The sequence below is a fragment of the Ruminococcus sp. 8Y-12 genome, assembly GCF_058119865.1.
This window is the reverse complement of record NZ_CM176623.1, coordinates 3,456,076-3,478,804: the sequence shown is the minus strand read 5'-3', so window position 1 is coordinate 3,478,804 and position 22,729 is coordinate 3,456,076. Positions and strand designations below refer to the sequence as shown.

Here is a 22,729-nt window from a genome sequence, read left to right as displayed (position 1 = left end):
TCCTTTTCCAGCTATGCGATTCGACCGGAAGACGCATCTCTGATTCCCTTTTATCCTCAGATATCAGATCCCACAGGTCAAATTACCTACAGCAGTCCTGCCAGCATCGTTTTAGAACCCGGTTATTATTTGATTTCTTATAGCGTCTCTATGCTAATGAGAACAGCCGGCTATATTCAGGTGACCCCCTACTATAACAATGCCGCCCATATCGACACTGGTATTTATTTTAAAACAGGTACGGACAATTCCAGCGCCACTGGTTCTATGCATTTTATCCTTTACGCAACGGATACCACAAATTTTAATCTGACCTTTAACAGTCCTTCCGCCGTAATCGAAGGTGAACTATCCTTAACTGTCGTCAAGCTAAGGAGAACTGTATGATATCAATAAGCTTATGTATGATAGTAAAAAATGAGGAGGAATCTCTCCCGCGTATCCTGGAGCTCATGTGCGGTGTTGTAGACGAAATCATCATAGTGGATACCGGTTCCACTGACAGTACCAAAGATATCGCCCGCAAATACACCCCTCTTGTCTTTGATTTTTCCTGGAACCAGAACTTTTCCGCTGCCAGGAATTATGCCTGTTCTAAAGCGACTATGGATTACTGGATGTGGATGGATGCAGATGATATGATTACTCCTGCAAACAGGCAGACATTCATGGAACTTAAAAGTACTTTGAATCCAGATGTTGATATGGTATTCATGAAATATATAACAGGGTTTGACATAAATGGCAGACCGGCTTTCTCCTATTATCGGGAGCGTCTGATAAAAAATGGTTGTGGATATCTGTGGCACGGAAGAGTGCATGAGGCAGTGATCCCCAGTGGAAATCTACTCTACTCACAGATTGAAATTGAACATCGCAAGATTGGTCCCGGTGATCCTGATCGAAACCTGAAGATCTACGAATCTATGTTAGAAAATGGGGAAATTTTAGAGCCACGCCATCAATTTTACTATGGAAGGGAGCTTTTTTACCATGCAAGATATGAGGATGCGGCTGCAACTTTTTGTGATTTTCTAAACAACCCTGATGGATGGGTGGAAAATAAAATTGATGCCTGTCTGCAGCTCTCCCACTGCTACCAATTACTTGGAAGAGAAAAGGAAGCTCTCTCTGTCCTGTTTCAAAGTTTTTCTTACGACGTGCCCCGAGCTGAAATTTGCTGTGAAATTGGCAGACTTTTACTAAATGCACACGCTTATAAACAGGCTGCTTACTGGTATGAGCAGGCACTTGCCTCAACTACTGATGAGTCCACGGGCGCTTTTATCCAGAAGGATTATCACAATTACATTCCCCTTGTGCAGCTTTGTGTCTGCTATGACCAACTGGGAGAACATAAAAAAGCATTTGCATTTCACAAGCGCGCTATGGCACTAAAGCCGGAAACTCAGGAAGTTCAGCTTAATCAAGTTTATTTTGAAAAACTCTTTGCCCTTCCCTCTGTTTCCGGCTGATACTCCCCTTGCCCTGGTCCCTTTATTGTCACACAACTTGTTCCATGTTCATATTATAGAGCGAAACGAATGTTTAGCACTTGTAAGGAGTAAAGGAGAATATATGCTATTTTCAAATAAACGTGACAAATCATGCCACAATAATGCCCCTGAACGTGAGCACAGCTCACAGAACAGTCCTGCACAAAGCAATGAGTTTGACATGGAAGCGGAAAACTGCTGCCAGTCAAATTGCTGCTGTACGTCAGGACCCACCGGGCCTATGGGGCCGAGAGGATGTCCCGGACCCACTGGGCCTGCCGGTCCAATGGGATGCCCTGGACCTATGGGACCCAGAGGAAACACTGGAGCGACCGGAGCAACAGGTTCTGATGGTACCCCTGGAACTTCAGAAACGATAACAATCAGAAATACTATAACTACAAATCCGGAAAACCCTGCTCAAGTCATTGACATAAGCGGTTCTCCCAATCACGTCCTGGATTTTATTATCCCGAGAGGAGTAACTGGGGCTACCGGCCCGCAAGGAACAATGGGACCCACAGGGCCGACCGGAGCTAGTGGGGTTACCGGGGCAACTGGCCCTACCGGAGCTACAGGTGCAACTGGCCCTGCCGGAGCCACAGGTGCAACTGGTCCTATCGGTAATACGAATTCTGCCAACTGTGGCTGTAAGGAGCAAATGAGAAATATCATACAGCAAATTATTGCTTTATATCCAAATAATGATATATTGGTCACTTTAGAGAGTGGTGATGCAGTTGTTGGTCGTCCTGGCTCCTTGATTTCAGGCCCAAATGGGCGTACCGGAGTATTTCAAGTGACAAATCCTCAGAATTTTATGCAGTATTTGTCTATATGTAATATCGATACGATTCAAATAAACAATGCAACGTACAATGATGCAATCGTTTATTTGCCAGAACCGGTTCCCGTTCCAACAGATTGTTTCACTGATTGCGATGCGACCGTTCGTTCTCTTTTGCCCGTTGGATCTGATGCCACCATCGTAACAAGTACTCAAACTCCTTCAGTGGGAACGGTTATAAGAAATGAATACGGTATAATAGTACTCACTAATGAAACTAATACTAATATAACCTTTATATCATCCTGTAATATCGATCTATTTTTTGTTTAAAGCTTTGAAGGGGTGGATACGGCTATCCACCCTCTTTTTTCTTTACCGTATGCCGACAATGCTGATTCATTAAAGCCACGCCCCTATTAAGAGAGGGTTGACAGGCATTCTTTTTATACACTGGGAGATATTAAAGTAAATAGTGAAGCTTTTCGGTTACCGAATACGATCATGGCTAACGGGGTTATATTGGAACCTGCTTTCGGAAACATATTAAATATAGAATTAGTATCAAGCATTCCTGTTCGATACTATAACGAGTCTAAGAGTATGATTGTTTCCTTTAACAATTATACTGTTAGCGCGATATTGATACACCCTGATTTTCTAAGAAATGCTGAACCACGTCCTAATGAATCCATTTCATTTAAAATAGATACCAGTAGATACTATCTTTCAAATTCAGGTAACTTGCCACCCTTTATTTTGATGCTTCATTCGCACCAAACTTGTTCAAAATTCATATAATAGAACGAAACTAATGTATAGTACTCGTAAGGAGTAAAGGAGAGTATATGCTATTTTCAAATAATCGTGACAGATCCTGTCATAATAATACCCCTGAATGTGAGAACAGCTCACTGAACAGTACTGCAGAAAGCAATGAGTTTGAAGTGGAAGCAGAAAGCTGTTATCACTCAAACTGCTGCTGCAAGTGTGGGCCCACCGGGCCTATGGGGCCTAGAGGATGTCCCGGTCCCACTGGACCTACTGGGCCCAGAGGGTATCCTGGACCTATGGGACCCATTGGCCCAAGAGGAAACACTGGGGCAACTGGTGCGACTGGTTTGACAGGGCCTACCGGACCCAGTGGAGCGACCGGACTTACCGGGGCAACTGGACCTACCGGACCCAGTGGGCCTAGTGGGGTGACTGGGCTTACTGGATCTACTGGGCCAACTGGACCTACTGGACCTAGTGGACCAACAGGGCCTACCGGACCTAGTGGGGCTACTGGTTTAACGGGACCTACCGGGCCTAGTGGAGCGACCGGACTTACCGGGGCAACTGGAGCGACCGGACCTATTGGACCTAGTGGGGTGACTGGGCTTATTGGATCTACTGGGCCAACTGGACCTACTGGACCTAGTGGACCAACAGGGCCTACCGGACCTAGTGGAGCAACAGGGCCTGCCGGACCTAGTGGGGCGACTGGTTCAACGGGACCTACCGGGCCAACTGGCGCGACTGGGCCTACCGGGCCAACTGGCGCGACTGGTTCTGAGGGTACCCCAGGGACTGCAGAAACAATAGTAATCAGAAACACAACTACAACAGAGCCAGAAAACCCTGCCGCTGTTATTGACGTTGGTAGTTCTCCTGATCATGTACTGGACTTTATTATTCCAAGAGGCGCAACCGGTGCAGCTGGTCCTACCGGACCGACTGGGGCAACGGGACCTACTGGCATAACCGGTGAAGCTGGACCTACTGGCTCTGACGGTCCACAGGGACAGCCCGGAGAAATTGGCGCGACTGGTGCAACAGGTCCCACTGGTCCTGCTGCTACCATACAAGTGGGCAACGTAATCACCGGAGAACCAGGCACTGCAGCGGAGGTAATAAATACCGGAACGGAAGAAAATGCTATTTTCGATTTTGTAATACCCCGCGGAGAACCTGGAGGCGGCGGCGGAGTCCCGGATGTTTTGGCTACTGTAGACCAGACCGCCCAACCCAGTACTGCTGGAGGTGCACTTATCTTCACGGATACACCCCTAGTCTCCGGAGCAGCCATCACCCATCAGGCTGGCTCCACTGATGTCATAATTAATCAACCGGGAATTTATCAGGTGTCCTTCCAGGGAACAGCTTCTGTGGATAACGGCACCACCATCCCCGGTACCCTGCAGGTAACACTCAATCAAGATGGAACACCGGTAGCTGGTGCAATTGCAAGGCACACCTACACTGCCTCCAACGAAGAGGCAGAGCTGACCTTCAATGTACCTATACGTGTAACCACCACTCCCACCACCATTAACGTAGTAACGAACGATGCCGGATATACCTTTCAAAATACTACTTTAACTGTACTTCGTCTGGGAGATGCCTCCTAACAGACGGGCAGGCAGGCCGATTAAAACCGGCCTGCCTTTCTGATTGAGTATTAGCAACTGCCTTTCATTCATGGTGTTGTCTGCATTAGCAGACACGTCTGTTTACTGAGATTGCAGACATTGAATCATTGGTTCTAAGTAGCTGCGGTCTGAAATGTCAAAAGAGTGACTGATGATTCGAGCCATCTCCTCCTCATCCGCAGTTTTATCCTTTTTATTGGCAACCATTTGGGAAAAGGCTTTCATCATCAGTCTGGAGGACAGGCTCATCTTTTCATATCTGAGTCCTCCCGGAGCATAAAAAGCAGGTATCTCCTTTAAATCTTCAGCAGACATGTTCTGTTCAAAAAGTCTTTCAACTTCCGGGCTATCTGAGGGCATAGCTCCCACCGCGAAGACTGCTTTTCTGCAATCCGCTCTGACATTGAAAGCCTCAAGAAACCATTTTAACTTCTTGATCCTTCCTGCATGGCACCAACTTCCAAAAACCACCATGTCATACTGTACGGGATCTATTTGCTTTCTGCACTCGTAGGGTATACAACTGCACTTCAGTGCATCTGCAAGCCACTCGGCATATTGGCGGGTAAATCCAGTCTGTGAGTAATATACAATTATTGCATTCATCTGCTCTCTTCCTTTCTAGCATTACGTTAAATTGTTTTGGGGGGTTGACAGGACCAAGTAGTTTTTGATAAATTGCTGCATGTGCTCCCGAATGATTGGTTTGGCTTCCTCCAAGCTGTCGCAGGTATGAATCAGCATATAAATCACTCCGTAGAATTCAATCGCCGCGGATTCCGGATGTTCCTTTCTAAATAGTCCCCTTTCCATCAACATAGCAAATATCTCCCTCTGAATCTTGAGTGGATATTCCCGGTATAACCCCTTGTAAATTTCCCTTATCCGTTCGTTCTCATATTGTCCGAGAAGCAACAGCCGCCGAAACATTACATTGCACGGATCATCAAAAAAATAACCAAAGGTATGAAAAATTAACTCTGTAAGCTTTTCCGGATCTGTCTCACGAAACATCGTCAAATCGTCCTGCTCATCAAAGGGGAGCGCATGCTCCTGAAAATAAGATTTTGCCTGCTGAAAACAAAACTCTACAATAGTGTCAAATAGCTCCTGCTTATTTCTAAAATGGTAATACAGGGAGCTCTCTTTTATTCCCACAGCCCCTGCGATGTCTCTGACTGAGACGGCGTCATACCCTTTTTTTGAAAACAGTCTCAAGGCTTCATGTATTATCTTTTCTTTTGTATTCATTTTATCACCACCTAACGATTGATAGGCTAATTGTACCTAACATTTGTTAGATTGTCAATAATCTTCCCACGTAAAAAATCAGGACAATGCTGTTCACATGTCCTGATTTCACCTCAATGCTTCTGATATCTTACCAATATGTTTTGAATGATCTCACCAAACTCCCTGCGCAGCTGCATTGGAGCAACCAGTTCTGCATGCCCTCCAAAGCTGAGTACCCATCCAAATAAACTATTCTTATCCGCAAAGCTACCCTGAAACCGCAGACGCCCGTCCGCTTGTTCTGTAAAGCTGTTTATCCCATACTCCTCTATGAGGCGCCACTTCATTTCCGGTTTCACCAGAATCTCAGCATCAAACGTTGGCGCAAATATTTTCTCATTGTCAATAGAAAAAGGAGGCAGGGGTCTTGGTATAAAAATATCTCCTGTTACATCCAGATTTAGCAGCCGGTTTAGCTTAAACATACGGAAATCTTCTTTTTCCGTGCAATACCCCCACACATACCAGGATGCCCACTTAAAAACCAGAAGATACGGCTCAATCACACGTTGGCTCTCTCCTTTTGGGGCATAATAAGTAAATATAATATTCTCATGTCTCTCTATTGCCGCCTGTATTTGCTCTATCTTTGGCGCCAGAGTACTTTTGTACCAGGATGAGAGATCAATAACAATATGGCTGTTGGAGGTTAGAATCTTGGAATTACCGGCTGACAATTTTTCCATCAGCTGTTGGTATTTATTGGTTCCCGACACACTGTCCAGACTTCGCAGCCCCGCCAATATGGACTGCATATCAGAAGAGGTAAGCAGGGCACGGTCCACCCGGTACCCCTCCATAATGGAAATACCTCCATTTTGACCTCTCTCAGTCACCACGGGTATCCCTGCTTTGCATAAGTCTTCTATATCTCTGTTGATGGTTCTCCTGGAAACCTCAAATTTCTCCGCCAAATAAGGAGCAGTAACCTTTTCCTGCTGAAGAAGAATTGACAAAATTCCTATCAATCGGTCTATTTTCATGTCTCCTACTCCTAGTTCGTGAATAGAAGGAAGTCACCGCACGGCCTCTCAGCGCCGTCCGAGGGATTATTCAGTACATATCCTCTGTAGGACATGGTAGCTGAACCGCCTCCATCCAGATTATAGGCATAGGTACACCCAAAGCTTCGGAATATCCAGATCATCTCTTTTGCCGTAAGTCCCTGTGAACCGCCCCGTCCTCTTCCGTCCGCCACCAGAAGAACATACTCTCCTGGCCTTACCATACCAACGGCAGAGCGGGGATCTTTGTATTTCAGGGAGGCAAACCCATTGGGATCTCCCTGGGCGTTGAGAGAAACCGTTTGGCCATTCTGCATGAGAACAGGTCCAAAGTTATAGGTATCCTTCACCCCGCTTCGAACCAACTGGTTCGCACTGAGACCCTGTTCCGGTGTATACATCATTCCGTCCTGCCTGACCGCCATCAGGGAGTAACTGGTCCCTGCAGCTTTGTTGTAGATCTTCCCATCTTTAATCATAACAGCATCAAATCCCGGTCTTCCGGTATTGTAATCAAAGGCACTTCCATTGATTCCAACTACCGCTTTATTGGCTTTCACAGCGCTTGATGTAGTCTGGCGTGTCCCGCCGTAAGTCCCGTAGGACAGGGCAGACCTCAACTGTTTTGGACTGCGCACCTTGACATGGGCAGTCCAGTAATTTGTGCTGTAACGGTAAGATTTCTGCAGCCTCACATTCAGGCTGGAAGATCTGTATTCTATGATGGTTGCGGCATTTCGTGTACTTGCATTCATCCGCTCCTTGGTATCCAGCACCCCTTTGGAATTGGCATAATAGTACCACCCACCAGACTTGATCCATCCGCTGTTTTTCAAAACCCCCTTAGAGGTAAAGTAATAGTTTTTGTTATTGATCTTCTGCATCTTCGTCAGACGCACGCCGTTTTTATCCAGGTAATAGCGCTTACCCTTATATGTAATCCATCCTGTCTTTTTCTTACCCTTTGAGGTATAAAAGTACCATTTGCCGTCAATCTTCTGCCAGCCGCCTTTGAACCCCTTGATCCGCTTGCCGTTCTCCCCTACAAACCGGTTTCCGATCCATTTATTCTTTACCCGTGCTCCTTTGGAATTCACATAGTAGGTATTACTGATCCACCGCTTCGTAGCCATTCGGCCATTGCGCATGAAAAAATAGTACTTATTGCTAAGCCTCTTCCATTTTCCCCGGAGCATCTTGCCACTCTTTAAGTCAAAGTAGTACTTGTATTTGCCGATCTTCTGCAGGCCAAGCACCTTTTCTCCTGACTTAAAATAATATTTACTGCTCCCCTTTGTGACCCAGCCGTTTTGTTTCGACGCTGCCTGGGCGGCCTGGCCGTCAAAACAGAGCGCCCCCATGAAAAGGCATAACAATAAAACGACAACCTTAAAAAGATTTTTTCTTCCGGTATTTTTCATTCATGTCCCCCTTTTGTGTGTGTTAATTATCCATACTCTCTTCGGGATCTATTCTAACAGAATTTGTCAGTTCCTGCAAGTCTACATCCTGGCTCAGTGCCTCCACCACTTTATCCGAATTATAGCCGAAAATAGGTGTTCCTTTCATGTGCATCCAGAGAAATCCCCCCAATATCAGCAGAGAGACCAGAAGACGCAGGGAAAAAGTACCACTTTTTGCCTGTCCATTGTCCATCTCCCGAGGCGCAGCCTCATACCCATATCCCCTTCTACACCCATAGGTATGAGCGCAGCCTCTCATATCCTGTTCATTCTGCCGTATCGTCTCCCTCATTTCATTCAGGAGCATCTCTCTTCCTTCCAGAGAATCATCCTGCATGATATCACCCTTTCTAAAATAAAAAACCGCATGTGTACATAACATTTTATGTGCACATACGGATAATATTCATTTTCTCCCATTTCGACCGGGTCATTTTTGAAAAATGACCCGGTCGAAATGGGAGAAAATATAAAAAAAGTATAAACTTTATCGCTGAGCCAATTCTTTTGTGATGTCCTCCCAAGTCACATCTTTTTCAGCCATCAACACCATGATGTGATAAAGGAAGTCTGAGATTTCATATTTTATCTCCTCCGGGTTAGGATTTTTGGCCGCGATGACAATTTCGGTTGCCTCTTCCCCAACCTTCTTTAAAATTTTGTCAATCCCCTTATCAAAAAGATAATTGGTATAGGACCCCTCTTTGGGATTTGCTTTTCTGTCTTTGATCACGGAGAAGACGTTCTCAAACACCTTCATAGGATTGGTGTCATCATAAGCCTTTTGTACCAAATCCCGGTAAAAGCAGCTGCGGTTACCCGTATGGCAGGCCGCCCCTACCTGCGCCACCTTTGCTAAGATCGTATCATTGTCACAGTCAATGGAGAGCTGCTTTACATACTGAAAATGTCCGGAGGTTTCCCCCTTGATCCAAAGCTCGTTCCGGCTGCGGCTCCAGTAGGTCATCTTTCCCGTCTTTATGGTAGTCTCAAAGGCTTCCCGGTTCATGTAAGCCATCATGAGCACTTCCATAGTCTTGTAATCCTGCACGATTACAGGAATCATCCCGTCACTGTTCAGTTTGAACTCATTCCATTTCATGCTGCTCTCAAAAGTATTCACCGGTATACGCATCTCCCAGGCAGTGTATTTCACTGCCATGAGATTGGTTGACATCTCAGAGAGTACGCGGGCACAGACACCGGATACATTGTCCATGCTGAGCAGGTTGAGCACTCCTTTGATATCCGGGCGCATCACCAGAGGCTGAACAGGGACCGTTACCAAACGGCAGGCCTCACTCACCTGAATCTCGTCCGCCAGCAGCAGCACCTCTGAGGCGTACTCTTCGATAAGCTCTCTGTTTGAAATCAGCTCTGTCTGGCTGTCAGCACAGATCACCATCCGTTCCCTGCCAAACCTTTTGGAAGCCTCCTCCAAAAGCTCTATATTTTCCTTTTTAGAAAAATTCAAAAATGCCTTTTTACATCCTGCATAGATCAGCTTTTTGACGTCCTCCATCCGTTTGATATTCCCACCGCCCAGTATCGGAACATCCACACATCTGGAAATCTCTTTAATCAGAAGCAGGGACTCCTCGTGGTCACTCTCATCTGCTGAGAGGTCAAAAACCACCAGCTCATCGGCTCCGGTGTTTCCGTAGTGCTGTGCCAGCCGCAAAACATCCCCGTCCTCAAAAAGCGTAAAATTGGAAAAGCCTTTGACAGCTTTTCCATTTCTGATAAAAATATAAGATGCTAATTTTTTTGTATTCATTTTAAAGTTTCCCTTTCGTTGATAATACGCCGGTAATCCGGCTGTCAATCATGGTGGCCATATCAAGTGCCTTACCAAATGCCTTGAAGGTCCCCTCCGCCACATGGTGATTATTAAAACCTGATATCTTCTTAATGTGAAGATTCATGGCTGAAGAATACGATATTGCGTAAAAGAAATCGTGGATCATTTCCGTTTCCAGATCACCTAACTTGTAGGTGGTATACTCACAGTCAAAGGAAAAATAAGGGCGCCCTGACAGATCAATGGCGCATAAAACCAGAGCGTCATCCATTGGCAGCACTGCGCTTCCAAAGCGCTTGATTCCCACCTTATCTCCCACTGCTTTACGAATCACATCGCCCAGTACAATCCCGGTATCTTCTACCGTATGGTGTGAATCAATATGAATATCCCCATTTATTTCAGCTTCCAAATCAAAAAGCCCGTGCCTGGCAAATCCCTGAAGCATATGATCCAGAAAAGGAATTCCGGAATCCACCCTGCACTTACCAGTTCCATCTAAATTTAAGGTCAGTTTGATACTCGTCTCTTTCGTAATTCGGTTGACAGTTGCTATTCGTTCTGCCATCTCTTCACACCTCACTTTTTATTTTATATGTAACTGTCCAGTACCTTCACAGTTACATGCAAAAATCCATTTAAAATCACCTTCGGTGATGGGGTTTTTCCACTCCTGAATCATTTTCATACGGTCTGCGCAGTAAATGCGCAGACCTGCTGAATAGTTTGTTTTATACGTACAATATTCTATTTACTTATCCTCGAACCTTACTCGAATAGAATTGGCGTGTGCTGTCAACTGCTCCGACTCCGCAAACCGGATAATATCTTCATGTATAGGTTCCAAAGCCTCTCTGGAATAATAGACAATGCTTGACTTCTTAATAAAATCATCCACGGACAAAGGCGAGAAAAATTTGGCCGTACCGTTTGTGGGCAGCACGTGGTTGGGACCAGCAAAGTAGTCACCAAGAGGCTCACTGCTGTACTCTCCAATAAAAATAGCTCCGGCGTTTCTAATTTTTGTCATCACCTGAAAAGGATCTCTTGTCACTATCTCAAGATGTTCCGATGCAATCTCATTGGCCGCATCAATGGCCTCCTCCAGCGTATCCGCTAACAGGATGTATCCATAGTTCTCCAGGGATTTCTCCATAATCTGTCTTCTGGACAGAACCTCCAGAAAGCCCTCCACCTCTTTCGATACCGCCTGAGCAAGTTCCTCACTGGTGGTAATCAGGATTGCCGACGCCATCTCATCGTGTTCGGCCTGGGAGAGAAGGTCCGCAGCCACAAACCTGGGATTTGCCGTCTCATCCGCAAGCACCAGAATCTCACTCGGGCCTGCAATAGAGTCAATACTCACATGTCCATAAACCGCCTTTTTCGCCAGAGCCACATAGATATTCCCCGGGCCTACGATCTTGTCCACCTTGGGTATGCTCTCAGTTCCAAACGCCATGGCTGCCACAGCCTGGGCACCGCCTACCTTGTATATCTCATCCGCGCCGGCCTCGTTGGCTGCCACAAGCGTGGTGGGGTTTACCTTTCCTTCCCTGTTGCAGGGTGTTGTCATGATCACCTTCTCCACCCCAGCAACCTTAGCCGGGACAATATTCATCAGCACAGAGGAGGGATAAACTGCCTTTCCCCCAGGTACATAGACACCCACCTTTGCAAGAGGCATCACTTTCTGCCCCAGCATGGTTCCATTCGGCTGGCTGTCAAACCAACTATACTGCCTCTGCTTCTCATGATAGCTACGGATGTTTACCAATGCTTTGCGGATTACTTCCACAAGAGAAGCGTCTACCTGGCTGTAGGCCTCCTCAAGCTCCTCGGGCGTCACACGAATATTAGAGGCATCAATATCCGCCCCGTCAAAGCGTTTCGTAAAAGCGAACACTGCCTTGTCTCTGTCCCTGCGCACGGCATTTACAATATCCGCTACCCTGCTCTCATAGTCCCCGTAACTGCTGGGGCTTCTCTCCAGAAGACCCTCCAGAAGATTCTGTTTGGACTCCTCTGTCAATTTTATTGTACGCATATGCTTTCATCCTTTCTTTGTTGCAACATAGTTTATCACAAAACAGACTTCAGATCCGTCAGGATTTTAGTAATCCGTTCATTTTCCATTCTCATACTCACCTGGTTTACCACCACCCTGGCGGAGAGGGGACAAACCTCCTCCAAAACCTCCAGTCCATTTTCCCTGAGCGTTGTCCCGGTCTCTACAATATCCACGATCACCTCTGAGAGCCCCACAATGGGAGCCAGCTCTATGGAACCGTTGAGTTTAATGATTTCCACAGTCTGGTGCTTCTTATTGTAGAAATAATCTTTTGCGATATTGGGATACTTTGTGGCCACCCGGATCAGCTCCTGATGCTGTAAAAGCTCCTTTGCGGATTCCGGCCCGCACACACACATTCTGCATTTTCCAAAGCCCAAATCCAACACTTCAAAGAGCTTCCTCTGCTCCTCCATAATGGTATCCCGGCCCACCACTCCTATGTCCGCAGCGCCATATTCCACATAGGTGGGGACATCCGGCCCTTTGGCCAGGAAAAACTTCAGCTTCAGTTCTTCATTTACAAATATCAGTTTACGTGAGCTGGGATCTTTCATCTCCTCACAGGTAATTCCTATTTTTTCAAACAAGGCCAGTGTCGTCTTGGCCAAGCGCCCTTTTCCCAGGGCAAAGGTTAAATATCTCATATGTACACCTCTACTCTTCCCGCACCAGAGCCACATTCCGCCCTGCACTGCGCAGCTTTTTTGCCTCCCTGATCACCTCTTCCCTCTGTTCCCCGCGATAGCGCAGAACCGTAGGCGCGCCGGTGACCGGCACCTCAATTTTCTGCCGGTTTAAGGCCGTCAGCAGTTGATCGATCACAACTACAAATCCAATGGAGGCAGCATCCTTTCCAAAATGCTTCAGCAGTTGGTCATAGCGCCCGCCCTTTACAATGGCATCCCCGGTTCCAAAGGTGTAGGCTCGGAAAATCACTCCAGTGTAATACATGTAATTACTCAACATACCCAAATCAAAGGATACATACCGCTCATAGCCGTAAATACAGAGGATATCATAGATATTCTGCAACCGCTCAAGGGAGGCCAGAGCCCGGTCACTGTGCGTCATAGTCCTGGCCATATCCAAAACTTCCCTGTTTCCATAAAGCTTTGGAAGGCTGGTGAACAGCTCCTTTAGCTCCCTGTCAATGCTGAGATTTGACAGAATCTCTTCTACCCCAAAGTTGTTCTTATTGGAGATGAGCAGTTTCAGCTCGCCCTCCATCTCACTGTCTATCCCAGCCTCCTGAATCAGGCTTTTAAAAAAGTCCACCTGTCCGATGCTCACTTCAAATTCTTTCAGTCCCGCTGCCAGCAGGCTTTCAATCACCATGGCAATCTGTTCCGCATCCGCATCCACAGAATTATCTCCTATCAGTTCCGCACCAAGCTGGGTGGTTTCCTTGAGACGTCCCTGGTAGCTGGTGTTGTTTATAAAGGTGTTTCCTACATAACAGAGGCGAATGGGTGCCTCCTCATTGGAAAAATATTTTGCGCTTGCTCTTGCGATGGACGGGGTAATGTCCGGCCTAAGGACCAGGGTGTTTCCCTCCCGGTCAAAAAATTTGTACAGATCCTTGGAGGGAGTCGTCCCCACCTCCTGGCTGAATACATCAAAGAACTCAAAGGTGGGGGTCTCAATGTCCCGGTACCCGTAAAGTCTCATCACACTGTGAAGTTGCTCCTGAAGCGTGAGCTTCCTCTCACACTCCTCATTATAAATATCTCTTACACCCTCCGGTGTATGTAAAAGTTTCTGATCCATAGTCTCCTCCCGGACAGCATTCCTTATGCTTTCGTACATTAAAGTGCTAATTTGCTAACATCTTAAATTAACTTCTACAATTATAAGGGAAGGCTTGTCAAAAGTCAATCCCTTTCCCCACTCATGACTCCTCCCGCAAATCCAAATCCCTCTGAATCGCTTCCAGATAGGGCACTAAAATCCCAGCAGAGGAATGAAGCAAAAAGCCCTGATCCAATTCCTCGTAGCGAAAGCTCTTTCTTCCCCCGGCCTGCGCTCTGTCCCAAAAGACTCTCATCTGTCGGTAAGGCAGGTAAAAAACTTCATTGCGCCCAGTATAAAAAATAATTAAAAATGCCACTCCGCCCTGTCTTTCAAATGCCTCCATAAACTGCACCTGATGGGCATGGATATTCTGAAGGGCAAAGGTATCCGAAACACACTCCTTGGCGTCAAAACACACGGGGATTCCCTGTACAGCTCCGATATAGTCCACAGTGCTTTTCTGGTCAAAATACGCCAGAGTGATATGCCTGTTCTCCTTGTCAATCCGTATGGGCGTTATGGGGGTGGGGATTTTTTGAATCAGGGCCAGCCCCTTTTCCAAATACTGCTCGTTGGAGCGGTTGATCAGCTCCTCAAGCGTGGACCCCCTAAGCCCTCTTGAATTCCAGGTAGCCATCCAGTCCACACTCCTTTGCTATTTTCAAAAACTGGGTTGGGGGAGCAGCGGTAAAAACGCGTCCCCCGAGATACTGAAGCTCGCCCTCAAGCCCGGGCATTTCCAGGAGATAAGAGTGCAGCAGCTGGTGGGCAAGTCCCAATGATTTACGCAAAGTTTCATTAAGCCCAGGCTGACCGTACTTGGAATCTCCCAATATGGGATGCCCCACAGAGGCCAGGTGTGCCCGGATCTGATGGGAGCGTCCGGTAATCAGCTCCACCTTAAGCAGAGTCACCCCCAAGCCGCCGTGCAGCCGTCCGCTGCCAAGAGGACAGTACCGGGTGCGGATATATGCGCTGTCTTCCCCTGTCTTTTGCTGAGAGATATGTACCTGATTGTGGCCCGCGTCCTTTGTAAGCCATCCCTCAATCAGCTCCTCCCCCTCGATTCGTCCCTGGACAATACAGAGATAATATTTGTGGATGGTCCTGCGACGCAGCGCCTCACTCATCTGCTGAAGCCCTACAAGGGACTTGCCTGCCACAATGATTCCGCTTGTATTCCGGTCCAGCCGGTTGCAGATGGAAGGCCGGAATCCCTGAAGGGATTCCTCTGTGACACACCCCTCCTCCAACAGGTAGGTGATCAGATACTCCACCAGAGAGACATCGGAGGCAGCGGATTTTTGGGACAACATTCCGCAGGGTTTGTTCACCAGCACTATATGTTCATCCTCATAGATAATGTCCAGCTTAGCTTTCACCCGCTGGACCTGCACTCCGGAAAACTTTCCATATGTATCCTCTGAGAGAAACAGCTTGATCTCATCCCCAAGGCAGGTAATCTCATTCCCCACTGCCTTTTTCCCATTGAGCGTGATATTCTTTTTGCGGAGCATTTTGTAGATAAAGCTCTTGGGAGCCTTATTCAGATACTTTGCCAGAAGCTTGTCCAGACGCTGGCCCGCTTCATTCTTCGATACTGTTATCTGCTTCATACTGTCATTTTTCTCCATATCCCGTCTGTTACAATTCTTTTCCCCTACAGTGAGATGGCCAGAATTGTATGCTTAACCAGCTGGCTTCTGGTCAGATCCGGATAGGATTCATTTGGGGTAAACGTTATGTCCTTCTCAATCTCTTCCTGGTTTTTCGCCAGGTAAGCCACTCTGTCCATATAGGGCTTCACATCCTTAAAGATCTTCACATCAGACCGGTATCCATTTCCTTTTAATATTTCCTGTATATGCTTCTGCACAAAAGCAACATCCGCCTTTTGGCTGCTAGTATAGCCCACCACGTGATAGCCGCAGATCACCAGGCCGTCGATGGGCGTATTCTTCTCATATGCGGAAATCACCAGCTCGTAAGCCCTTGTCAGGTTTCCCGCCCTTTTTTCCATCTCACGGTAAAAGGACTCCTCTGCGGGCTTTTGTATCAGAATCATAACCATTCCAACCGCACACCTGGCAGCCGGGAGACATCCCATGATCGCCACAAAAGTGAACAGATTCAGCCGAGTCCCCGTCTGCCAAAGGCCGGTGAAAAAGATCGCCAGCGGCAGGGCAAACAGTCCGGCTGTCATCCAGGTTCTCTTTTTCTTCTGTGCTTTGATATATCCCAAATCCCCTTTATTTACTTTCATTTGTATTTTCCTTATCCTTCCTCCAAGTGTCCTGCAGATTAGCTCTCAAAATGATTTATATATTCTGTGAGCCAGATGAGAAAGCAGTGGGGCAGCAGCTTTCCTGCTGCAAACAGCGTTTTCATGCCTCCCCCGTAGATGGAGAGCTCCCTTCCTACCGCTGCATCCCGGATGGCCTTTTCCACCACATCCTCAGGCGCGGCCATAAATGATTTCTTAAACTCAGCCATGGAGTGCAGTTTTTCCGCCTTGTCAAAAAACGGGGTATCCACAGGTCCGGGACACACCGAAGTGACCGTAATCCCTCTGGGTCTGAGCTCTGTGCGAAGAGCTCTGGAAAAACTCAGCACATACGACTTGGTGGCCGCATACACGGCGAACCCCGGCTGCGGAATAAAAGCAGCCGCGGAGGACATCTGAATCAGCCTGCTTCCCGGATGCATAAAGGGCAGACACAGGTACGTAACCGCAGTGAGTCCCTCACAGTTTAAACGCACAGCCGCTCTCTGGCTGTCCAGGGAAAGCTCCGCAAAGTCCCCGATCTTTCCGATGCCCGCCGCATTGACCAGCAGCTTGATTCTGGGCTCCTCCCGGACAAGTCTGTTTCGCAGCATCTCCTGATCCTCCCGTTTCCTCAGATCAAGAGGCAGGATCACTAGCCTTTTGTCTACCTCTCTCCGGAGGCTTTTCAGTTTCTTGGCATTTCTCGCAATCACCCAGATCTCATCCAGGAAGACATAATCTTCTGAAATCTGTCTGACGAATTCTCGACCCATCCCGGAGGACGCGCCGGTTACAATAGCAATTTTCACACAGGTCACCTCTTACTCATTTCTTTTTGTGCACATTACGAATGGTCTTTTTCTTTTTTACAGGCCGCTTTGGCCCCTGGTCCGCTTTTTCAACAGATGCGCCCCTCCTGGGACGTATAAGACATTTCTTTTCATAGCCAATGAGATCCGCACGATGGGCCTTTACCAGCGCCTCTTCCACCAGCTCGTAATTCTTGGGGTTCCGGTATTGGATCAAAGCCCTCTGCATCGCCTTTTCATGGGGATTGACCGGCACATAAACCTTCTCCATGGTCCGAGGGTCCAGCCCAGTGTAGTACATGCAGGTAGAGATAGTGGAGGGAGTGGGATAAAAATCCTGTACTTGTTCCGGCATATACCCTAAATCACGCAGATACTCAGCCAATGCCACCGCCTCCTTCAAGGTGGAGCCTGGGTGGGAGGACATCAGATAGGGTACCAGATACTGCTTTTTCCCTGTTTCCCCGTTTAACTCCCGGTATCTCTTTGCAAAGCGTCTGTACACGGAATTATCAGGTTTTCCCATGCGTGCCAGCACTTTATCCGCCACATGCTCGGGAGCCACCTTTAGCTGCCCGCTCACATGGTGTTCTACCAGTTCACGAAAGAATGTCTCATCCTTATCATAAATCAAATAGTCGAATCTTATACCAGATCGGATAAATACCTTTTTAACATTTGGAAGCTCCCGAAGTTTTCTCAGAAGCTCTAGATAATCGCTGTGATCAATTTTTAAATTTTTACAGGGCCTGGGATACAGACATTGTTTCCCGGGACAGGCACCTCTTTTGGCCTGTGCATTGCAGGCCATGTGGCGGAAATTGGCAGTGGGTCCTCCCACGTCGTGAATATATCCCTTAAACTCCTTCTCCCAGATAAACTGATTGGCCTCCGTCAGTATGGACTCGTGGCTTCTGGTCTGTATGATCCTGCCCTGATGAAAAGTCAACGCACAAAAACTGCAGCCCCCAAAACAGCCCCGATTGCTCACCAGACTGTATTTTACCTCCTCAATGGCAGGTACTCCCCCTGCCTCCTCGTAGGAGGGGTGATAGGTGCGCATATAGGGCAGTGCATACACGCGGTCCATCTCAGACTGGCTCAAAGGCTTTGCGGGCGGATTCTGTACCACAAAAAGATTTTCTCCATAGGTCTCTGCCAGACGTTTTCCAGAAAAGGGGTCCGTATTGCAGTATTGAGTGTAAAAGCTCTTGGCGTAGTTCACCCTGTCTTTTTTCAGTTCCTCATAGGAGGGGAGCATAATGTGATCGTACATCAGGGAGGCATCTCTTGTCTTAAATACTGTCCCGTCAATGAACGTAATGTCTTTCACAGCCAGTCCGCTCTCGAGAGCCTGGGCAATCTCCAGAATAGACCGTTCACCCATACCATAGGACAACAGATCTGCGCCGGAATCCAGCAAGATGGAGCGTTTCAGGGAATCACTCCAGTAATCATAGTGCGCAAGTCTGCGCAGGCTTGCCTCAATTCCGCCAATGATAATGGGCACATCCCGGTAAGTTCTCCGGATCAGATTACAGTACACCACCGTTGCGTGGTCCGGACGTTTTCCCATAACCCCTCCTGGGGTGAAGGAATCCTTTGCCCTGCGCTTCTTTGACACAGAGTAATGGTTTACCATAGAATCCATGTTTCCCGCTGACACCAGAAAGCCCAGCCTTGGGCGCCCGTACAGGTCAATGCTGTGCTCATCCCTCCAGTCCGGCTGGGAAATGATCCCCACAGAATAGCCGTTGGCCTCCAGCAGCCGGCTGATAATGGCATGTCCAAAGGAGGGATGATCCACATAGGCATCCCCGATCACATACACAAAATCCAGCTGTTTTAGTCCCCTATCCTGCATGTCTTCGCGGGTCAGGGGGAGAAAATTATTCTTCATGGTTTAATACCTCGTAAGCGTTGTTCTCAATATCCGAAAAAGAGCGGATGTAGTAGTCTGCAATTCTGCGTTTCTGGACACGCTGATTTTCTGAAAATGCATCCTCCACAGCGCATACCCGCATGCCGGCATTCTTCCCTGCCAGGATTCCCATAGGCACATCCTCAAACACAAGGCATTTCCGGCGGTCCGCCTCCAGATCTTTGGCTACCTTCAAATAAATATCAGGCGCAGGCTTGCCCTTTGACACATCACAAGCGGTGCACACCACATCAATGTAGCTGTGAAGCCCCAGGGAATCCATACAGGCTTCCACCAGACGGATACCATTGCTCGTGGCGATCCCCGTATGTATTCCCCTGTTCTTTAGCTCCTTTAGAAAGTTCATTGCCCCTTTCTTTAAGGGAACCTCATGGGCATACTTGTCGAGTGCCATGTTATACCACTCCTGTTTGATCTCCTCCAGGCTTTGGGGAAGCTGAAAGGTTTCTTTAAAATAAATAGCTGTCTCCGTGAAGCTCATCCCCTCGATCTCTTTTTGCAGAGTAGGCGGCAGAGAAATTCCAAACCGATTCAAAAAGAGAATATCAATCTCCTCCCACATCCACATGGAGTCCACCAGTGTCCCGTCCAAATCAAAAATCACCGCATCAATATTGTTTAACATAGCAATCCTCTTAATCTCTTCTGTTCTTCTTCTGTCAGCAGCCTGCAGGCCCCGGCAGGCAGATTTTCATCCAGCGCCAGGGGGCCCATGGAAAGGCGCTTTAAGTACACAACGGTTTTTCCCACTGTCTCAAACATGCGCTTTACCTGATGAAACCTTCCCTCGCATACCGTCACCAGTACCTCTGACTCCTCTCCCGGGGCCAGGATCTTCAGCCTGGCCGGAAGGGTGGGTTTAGCGTCACCGATGTCCAGGCCCTCCTGAAACTTCCGGACATCCTCTGCGGTCACCAGCCCCCTGATCCGGGCATAGTATGTCTTTTCCACATGCTTTTTCGGTGACAGCAGCTCATGGGCAAGAGCCCCGTCGTTGGTAATTAAAAGCAGACCCTCTGTGTCCTTATCCAGTCTCCCTACCGGAAAAAGCTCTCCCTTTCTGGAGGATGTCACATAGTCCATCACAGTTGCACACTGGTTGTCTTTTGTTGCGGTGACACACCCTGCGGGCTTGTGTAGCATGTAATATTCAAACTGGGTGTAGGTAAGCCTCCGGCCTGCAGCCCAGACCTGCGCGTTCTCCTCATCGATCTTTGCCTCCGGCTTTTTGACCACCCTGCCGTCCACTGTTACCTGGCCTATGCGAATATAGTTTTTTACCTCACTTCTGGTGCCCAGACCCGCGCCTGCCAAAAATTTATCCAATCGGATCTGTGCCATCACATCAGCCTCCATCCCGGATAATATTTGTTCCTGAGAGAGCCGTTGACCAGCTTTGCCCATCCCAGGGAATAGCCGTCCACACACACCAGCACCCAGCAGCCTCCCTTTAAAGCTTTCTCCTCCTGCTCCACAAGTTCCACGGTCTCTCCTTTTAAATACCGCAGGACACGGGGATCTTCAGAGCTCATGGACAGGCAGAAGGGATAGTCCTCTGCCCGCAGGTTCATAGCCAGTGCCTGGCTGGGTTCAAAGCGATTCTTCTTACACTCACCCAGGTAAAGCCCTGTGCGCAAAAAACGCAGTCCCCGAATCGTCGGAAGATCCTCAGGCAGCAGGTAAGCCCGGTTGTCCCGGAACTCACGTCTGTATTTTACAGGATGTAATGCTGGGATGAGAGCCAGAAATTCTTCCGTCTCCCTGGGGAATGGGACATCTCTTTTCTTCCCTGCTTGCCCTTTCTTTACACTTTGCTCTCTCCCCACATCTTTTTTCAGCAGTGCGGCAAAATGCCCCTCCCCCGGAGACCTGTGAGGCCACATCCTTACTGTACCCGGCAGATAGCCATGGCTGAAACAGGGCCCATGTTCGATATGCTCCAGTGTGAGCTGCCCTGACTGATCCAGCAAGGCAGATATATTCTCCTCATTCTCCAGTCTGGAAAAAGTGCAGGTGGAATACATAAGCATTCCGCCCGGCCTCAGCATCTGTACAGCACATTTTACGATTTGTCTTTGAATGGGGGCGTAGTATGAGGGTCCTCTCTTCTCCCAGTCCCGGATCATTGCTGGTTCCCTGCGGAACATTCCCTCTCCGGAGCAGGGAGCATCCACTAGAATCTTGTCAAAAAACCCTTCAAAATATTTCAGAAGATCTTCAGGCTTCTCGCTGGTTACAAGAATGTTGCCCATGCCGAATAGCTCCAGATTTTTCAGCAGCCCCTTGGCTCTGGAATTGCTGATGTCATTTGCCACGAGAACTCCTGTTCCCTTCAGCCTGGCTGCCAGTTCCGTGGCCTTTCCCCCAGGAGCCGCACACAGATCCAGTACACGGTCCCCCTCCTCTATGGGAAGCCTGGATGCTGGAATCATGGCGCTGGGCTCCTGTATGTAATAAAGCCCGGCATAGTAATGAGGATGCTTTGTCACAGCATCCTCGTTTGAATAGAAAAAGCCGTTTGTGGTCCAGGGAACCGGAGTCAGGGAGAAGGGGGTAATCTTTAAAAAATCCTCCACCGCTATTTTCCCTGTGTTCACCCTGAGTCCCTGAACCTTTGGCTTCTCATAGCTCTCTATATAATTTTCGTACTCCGCTCCTAAGAGCTCTCTCATGTTCTCGATAAATGTTTCGGGAAGATTCATTGGTATCTCCTGTACTTTCTGTCAGTGAGTGGACTGTGCCCGGTAACCCTCCGCAATGATGTCCAGCTGCTTCTGAAAGCGTTTTAACTGCTCTATGTCATTCTGTTCGTAAATCCTGTAAAACTCATCCTGAATCTGGACGATTTCCCTCTTGTTTGCCAGGTGATAGAGGTTCTGAATATTATTCAGTATATCCGACACCAGGTTTGCCTGAATCTGAAAGGAATTCTGTGCATCCATGATCTCACTGCGCACGGAAGACATCTCATTGTCCAACAGGATAATGGCATCCGCCGCACTGCTCAGCTTCAGTCTGATGTGCTCCGGTATGCTGCCCTTGTACTTATACTGCAGAGAGTGCTCAATGGTGGACCAGAAATTCATGGCCAGAGTGCGGATCTGAATCTCCGCTTGTATCCGTTTACTTCCTTTTAGTGTCTGTACCTCATAGTAAACGATAATATGGTAACTGCGGTATCCGCTTTCTTTCATATTTGTAATGTAATCTTTTTCACTCTTCACTTCCATATCCGTCCGGTTGTGAATGATCTCCACAACCTTCTGAATATCTTCCACGAACTGGCAGATAATACGGATGCCCGCTATGTCCTCCAGTTTCTCCTCTATCTCTTCAATAGGAATCTTCTTTTTCTGCGCCTTATCCAAAATGCTGGAAATGGTTTTCACGCGCCCATTTACCTGCTCGATGGGGGAATAGAGACCACGGGCCTTATGTTCTTTGATTAAGTGGTTAAATTTCACGGTCAGCTCTTTGACTGCCAGCTCATATGGATCTAATATTTCTCTCCATAATTGTATCTCCATACTATATCTCCTTGTTTATGCGTTCTTTGCAGTTCCCGCCCATCTATGGCCAGTATTTTTAT

At 47.8% G+C, this 22,729-nt stretch carries 23 protein-coding genes; 4 read left to right on the top strand and 19 right to left on the bottom strand.

The features are described 5' to 3' along the window. The first annotated feature begins 383 nt into the window (after positions 1 to 383). The 4 genes from AC0THY_RS13670 (at position 384) to AC0THY_RS13655 (ending at position 4,676) form a co-directional block, all read left to right on the top strand. Positions 384 to 1,475, top strand: a complete 1,092-nt coding sequence (locus AC0THY_RS13670) for a tetratricopeptide repeat-containing glycosyltransferase family 2 protein (RefSeq protein WP_489991152.1) — start codon at positions 384 to 386, stop codon at positions 1,473 to 1,475. 325 nt (positions 1,476 to 1,800) lie between these two features. Beyond that, positions 1,801 to 2,616: a collagen-like triple helix repeat-containing protein gene (locus tag AC0THY_RS13665; RefSeq protein WP_489991151.1), complete on the top strand. Its 816-nt coding sequence runs from the start codon at positions 1,801 to 1,803 to the stop codon at positions 2,614 to 2,616. A 688-nt stretch (positions 2,617 to 3,304) separates the two neighbouring features. Continuing rightward, a complete protein-coding gene (locus tag AC0THY_RS13660; RefSeq protein ID WP_489991150.1) occupies positions 3,305 to 3,481 on the top strand; it encodes a hypothetical protein in 177 nt (58 codons plus the stop codon). A gap of 652 nt (positions 3,482 to 4,133) precedes the next feature. Next, positions 4,134 to 4,676: a hypothetical protein gene (locus AC0THY_RS13655; protein WP_489991149.1), complete on the top strand. Its 543-nt coding sequence runs from the start codon at positions 4,134 to 4,136 to the stop codon at positions 4,674 to 4,676. 102 nt (positions 4,677 to 4,778) lie between these two features. Here AC0THY_RS13655 and AC0THY_RS13650 read toward each other — a convergent pair whose 3' ends face one another. From AC0THY_RS13650 to AC0THY_RS13560, 19 genes are all read right to left on the bottom strand, one after another. Then, positions 4,779 to 5,303: a flavodoxin domain-containing protein gene (locus AC0THY_RS13650; RefSeq protein ID WP_489991148.1), complete on the bottom strand. Its 525-nt coding sequence runs from the start codon at positions 5,301 to 5,303 to the stop codon at positions 4,779 to 4,781. A gap of 21 nt (positions 5,304 to 5,324) precedes the next feature. Beyond that, positions 5,325 to 5,948 carry a TetR/AcrR family transcriptional regulator gene (locus AC0THY_RS13645; protein ID WP_489991147.1) on the bottom strand — a complete coding sequence of 208 codons (624 nt, stop codon included), beginning with the start codon at positions 5,946 to 5,948 and terminating at the stop codon, positions 5,325 to 5,327. A gap of 113 nt (positions 5,949 to 6,061) precedes the next feature. Further along, positions 6,062 to 6,973 (bottom strand): helix-turn-helix transcriptional regulator, encoded by a 912-nt coding sequence (locus tag AC0THY_RS13640; RefSeq protein ID WP_489991146.1) that lies wholly within the window; start codon positions 6,971 to 6,973, stop codon positions 6,062 to 6,064. Between the two features lie 11 nt (positions 6,974 to 6,984). Beyond that, complete coding sequence (locus tag AC0THY_RS13635) at positions 6,985 to 8,415, bottom strand: phosphodiester glycosidase family protein (protein WP_489991145.1); 1,431 nt, start codon at positions 8,413 to 8,415, stop codon at positions 6,985 to 6,987. 22 nt (positions 8,416 to 8,437) lie between these two features. Next, positions 8,438 to 8,794: a hypothetical protein gene (locus tag AC0THY_RS13630; protein ID WP_489991144.1), complete on the bottom strand. Its 357-nt coding sequence runs from the start codon at positions 8,792 to 8,794 to the stop codon at positions 8,438 to 8,440. Between the two features lie 150 nt (positions 8,795 to 8,944). Then, the gene (hisIE, locus tag AC0THY_RS13625; RefSeq protein ID WP_489991143.1) at positions 8,945 to 10,234 is read right to left on the bottom strand and encodes a bifunctional phosphoribosyl-AMP cyclohydrolase/phosphoribosyl-ATP diphosphatase HisIE; all 1,290 of its coding nucleotides are present in this window, start codon (positions 10,232 to 10,234) and stop codon (positions 8,945 to 8,947) included. Position 10,235: 1 nt separating this feature from the next. Then, positions 10,236 to 10,826, bottom strand: coding sequence for an imidazoleglycerol-phosphate dehydratase HisB (gene hisB / locus AC0THY_RS13620; protein ID WP_489991142.1), 591 nt, complete (start codon positions 10,824 to 10,826; stop codon positions 10,236 to 10,238). 183 nt (positions 10,827 to 11,009) lie between these two features. Further along, positions 11,010 to 12,305 (bottom strand): histidinol dehydrogenase, encoded by a 1,296-nt coding sequence (gene hisD / locus AC0THY_RS13615; RefSeq protein WP_489991141.1) that lies wholly within the window; start codon positions 12,303 to 12,305, stop codon positions 11,010 to 11,012. Between the two features lie 35 nt (positions 12,306 to 12,340). After that, entirely contained in the window at positions 12,341 to 12,976 is a 636-nt protein-coding gene (gene hisG / locus AC0THY_RS13610) for an ATP phosphoribosyltransferase (RefSeq protein ID WP_489991140.1), read from the bottom strand. Positions 12,977 to 12,986: 10 nt separating this feature from the next. Continuing rightward, positions 12,987 to 14,099, bottom strand: a complete 1,113-nt coding sequence (hisZ, locus tag AC0THY_RS13605; protein WP_489991139.1) for an ATP phosphoribosyltransferase regulatory subunit — start codon at positions 14,097 to 14,099, stop codon at positions 12,987 to 12,989. A 121-nt stretch (positions 14,100 to 14,220) separates the two neighbouring features. Further along, positions 14,221 to 14,760: a Holliday junction resolvase RecU gene (locus tag AC0THY_RS13600; RefSeq protein ID WP_489991138.1), complete on the bottom strand. Its 540-nt coding sequence runs from the start codon at positions 14,758 to 14,760 to the stop codon at positions 14,221 to 14,223. Further along, positions 14,732 to 15,739, bottom strand: coding sequence for an RluA family pseudouridine synthase (locus tag AC0THY_RS13595; protein WP_489991137.1), 1,008 nt, complete (start codon positions 15,737 to 15,739; stop codon positions 14,732 to 14,734). The genes AC0THY_RS13600 and AC0THY_RS13595 overlap by 29 nt, the downstream gene beginning before the upstream one ends. A gap of 44 nt (positions 15,740 to 15,783) precedes the next feature. After that, positions 15,784 to 16,386: a hypothetical protein gene (locus AC0THY_RS13590; protein WP_489991136.1), complete on the bottom strand. Its 603-nt coding sequence runs from the start codon at positions 16,384 to 16,386 to the stop codon at positions 15,784 to 15,786. 38 nt (positions 16,387 to 16,424) lie between these two features. Then, positions 16,425 to 17,198 carry an SDR family NAD(P)-dependent oxidoreductase gene (locus AC0THY_RS13585; protein ID WP_489991135.1) on the bottom strand — a complete coding sequence of 258 codons (774 nt, stop codon included), beginning with the start codon at positions 17,196 to 17,198 and terminating at the stop codon, positions 16,425 to 16,427. A gap of 16 nt (positions 17,199 to 17,214) precedes the next feature. Further along, entirely contained in the window at positions 17,215 to 19,098 is a 1,884-nt protein-coding gene (locus AC0THY_RS13580; RefSeq protein WP_489991134.1) for a YgiQ family radical SAM protein, read from the bottom strand. Further along, the gene (locus AC0THY_RS13575) at positions 19,088 to 19,765 is read right to left on the bottom strand and encodes an HAD family hydrolase (RefSeq protein WP_489991133.1); all 678 of its coding nucleotides are present in this window, start codon (positions 19,763 to 19,765) and stop codon (positions 19,088 to 19,090) included. The genes AC0THY_RS13580 and AC0THY_RS13575 overlap by 11 nt, the downstream gene beginning before the upstream one ends. After that, complete coding sequence (locus AC0THY_RS13570) at positions 19,759 to 20,481, bottom strand: pseudouridine synthase (protein WP_489991132.1); 723 nt, start codon at positions 20,479 to 20,481, stop codon at positions 19,759 to 19,761. Before AC0THY_RS13570 ends, AC0THY_RS13575 begins: the two co-directional genes overlap by 7 nt. After that, a complete protein-coding gene (locus tag AC0THY_RS13565; RefSeq protein ID WP_489991131.1) occupies positions 20,481 to 21,842 on the bottom strand; it encodes an RsmF rRNA methyltransferase first C-terminal domain-containing protein in 1,362 nt (453 codons plus the stop codon). The genes AC0THY_RS13570 and AC0THY_RS13565 overlap by 1 nt, the downstream gene beginning before the upstream one ends. Before the next feature lie 21 nt (positions 21,843 to 21,863). Further along, positions 21,864 to 22,667 (bottom strand): GTP pyrophosphokinase, encoded by an 804-nt coding sequence (locus AC0THY_RS13560; protein ID WP_489991130.1) that lies wholly within the window; start codon positions 22,665 to 22,667, stop codon positions 21,864 to 21,866. Positions 22,668 to 22,729 lie beyond the last annotated feature (62 nt).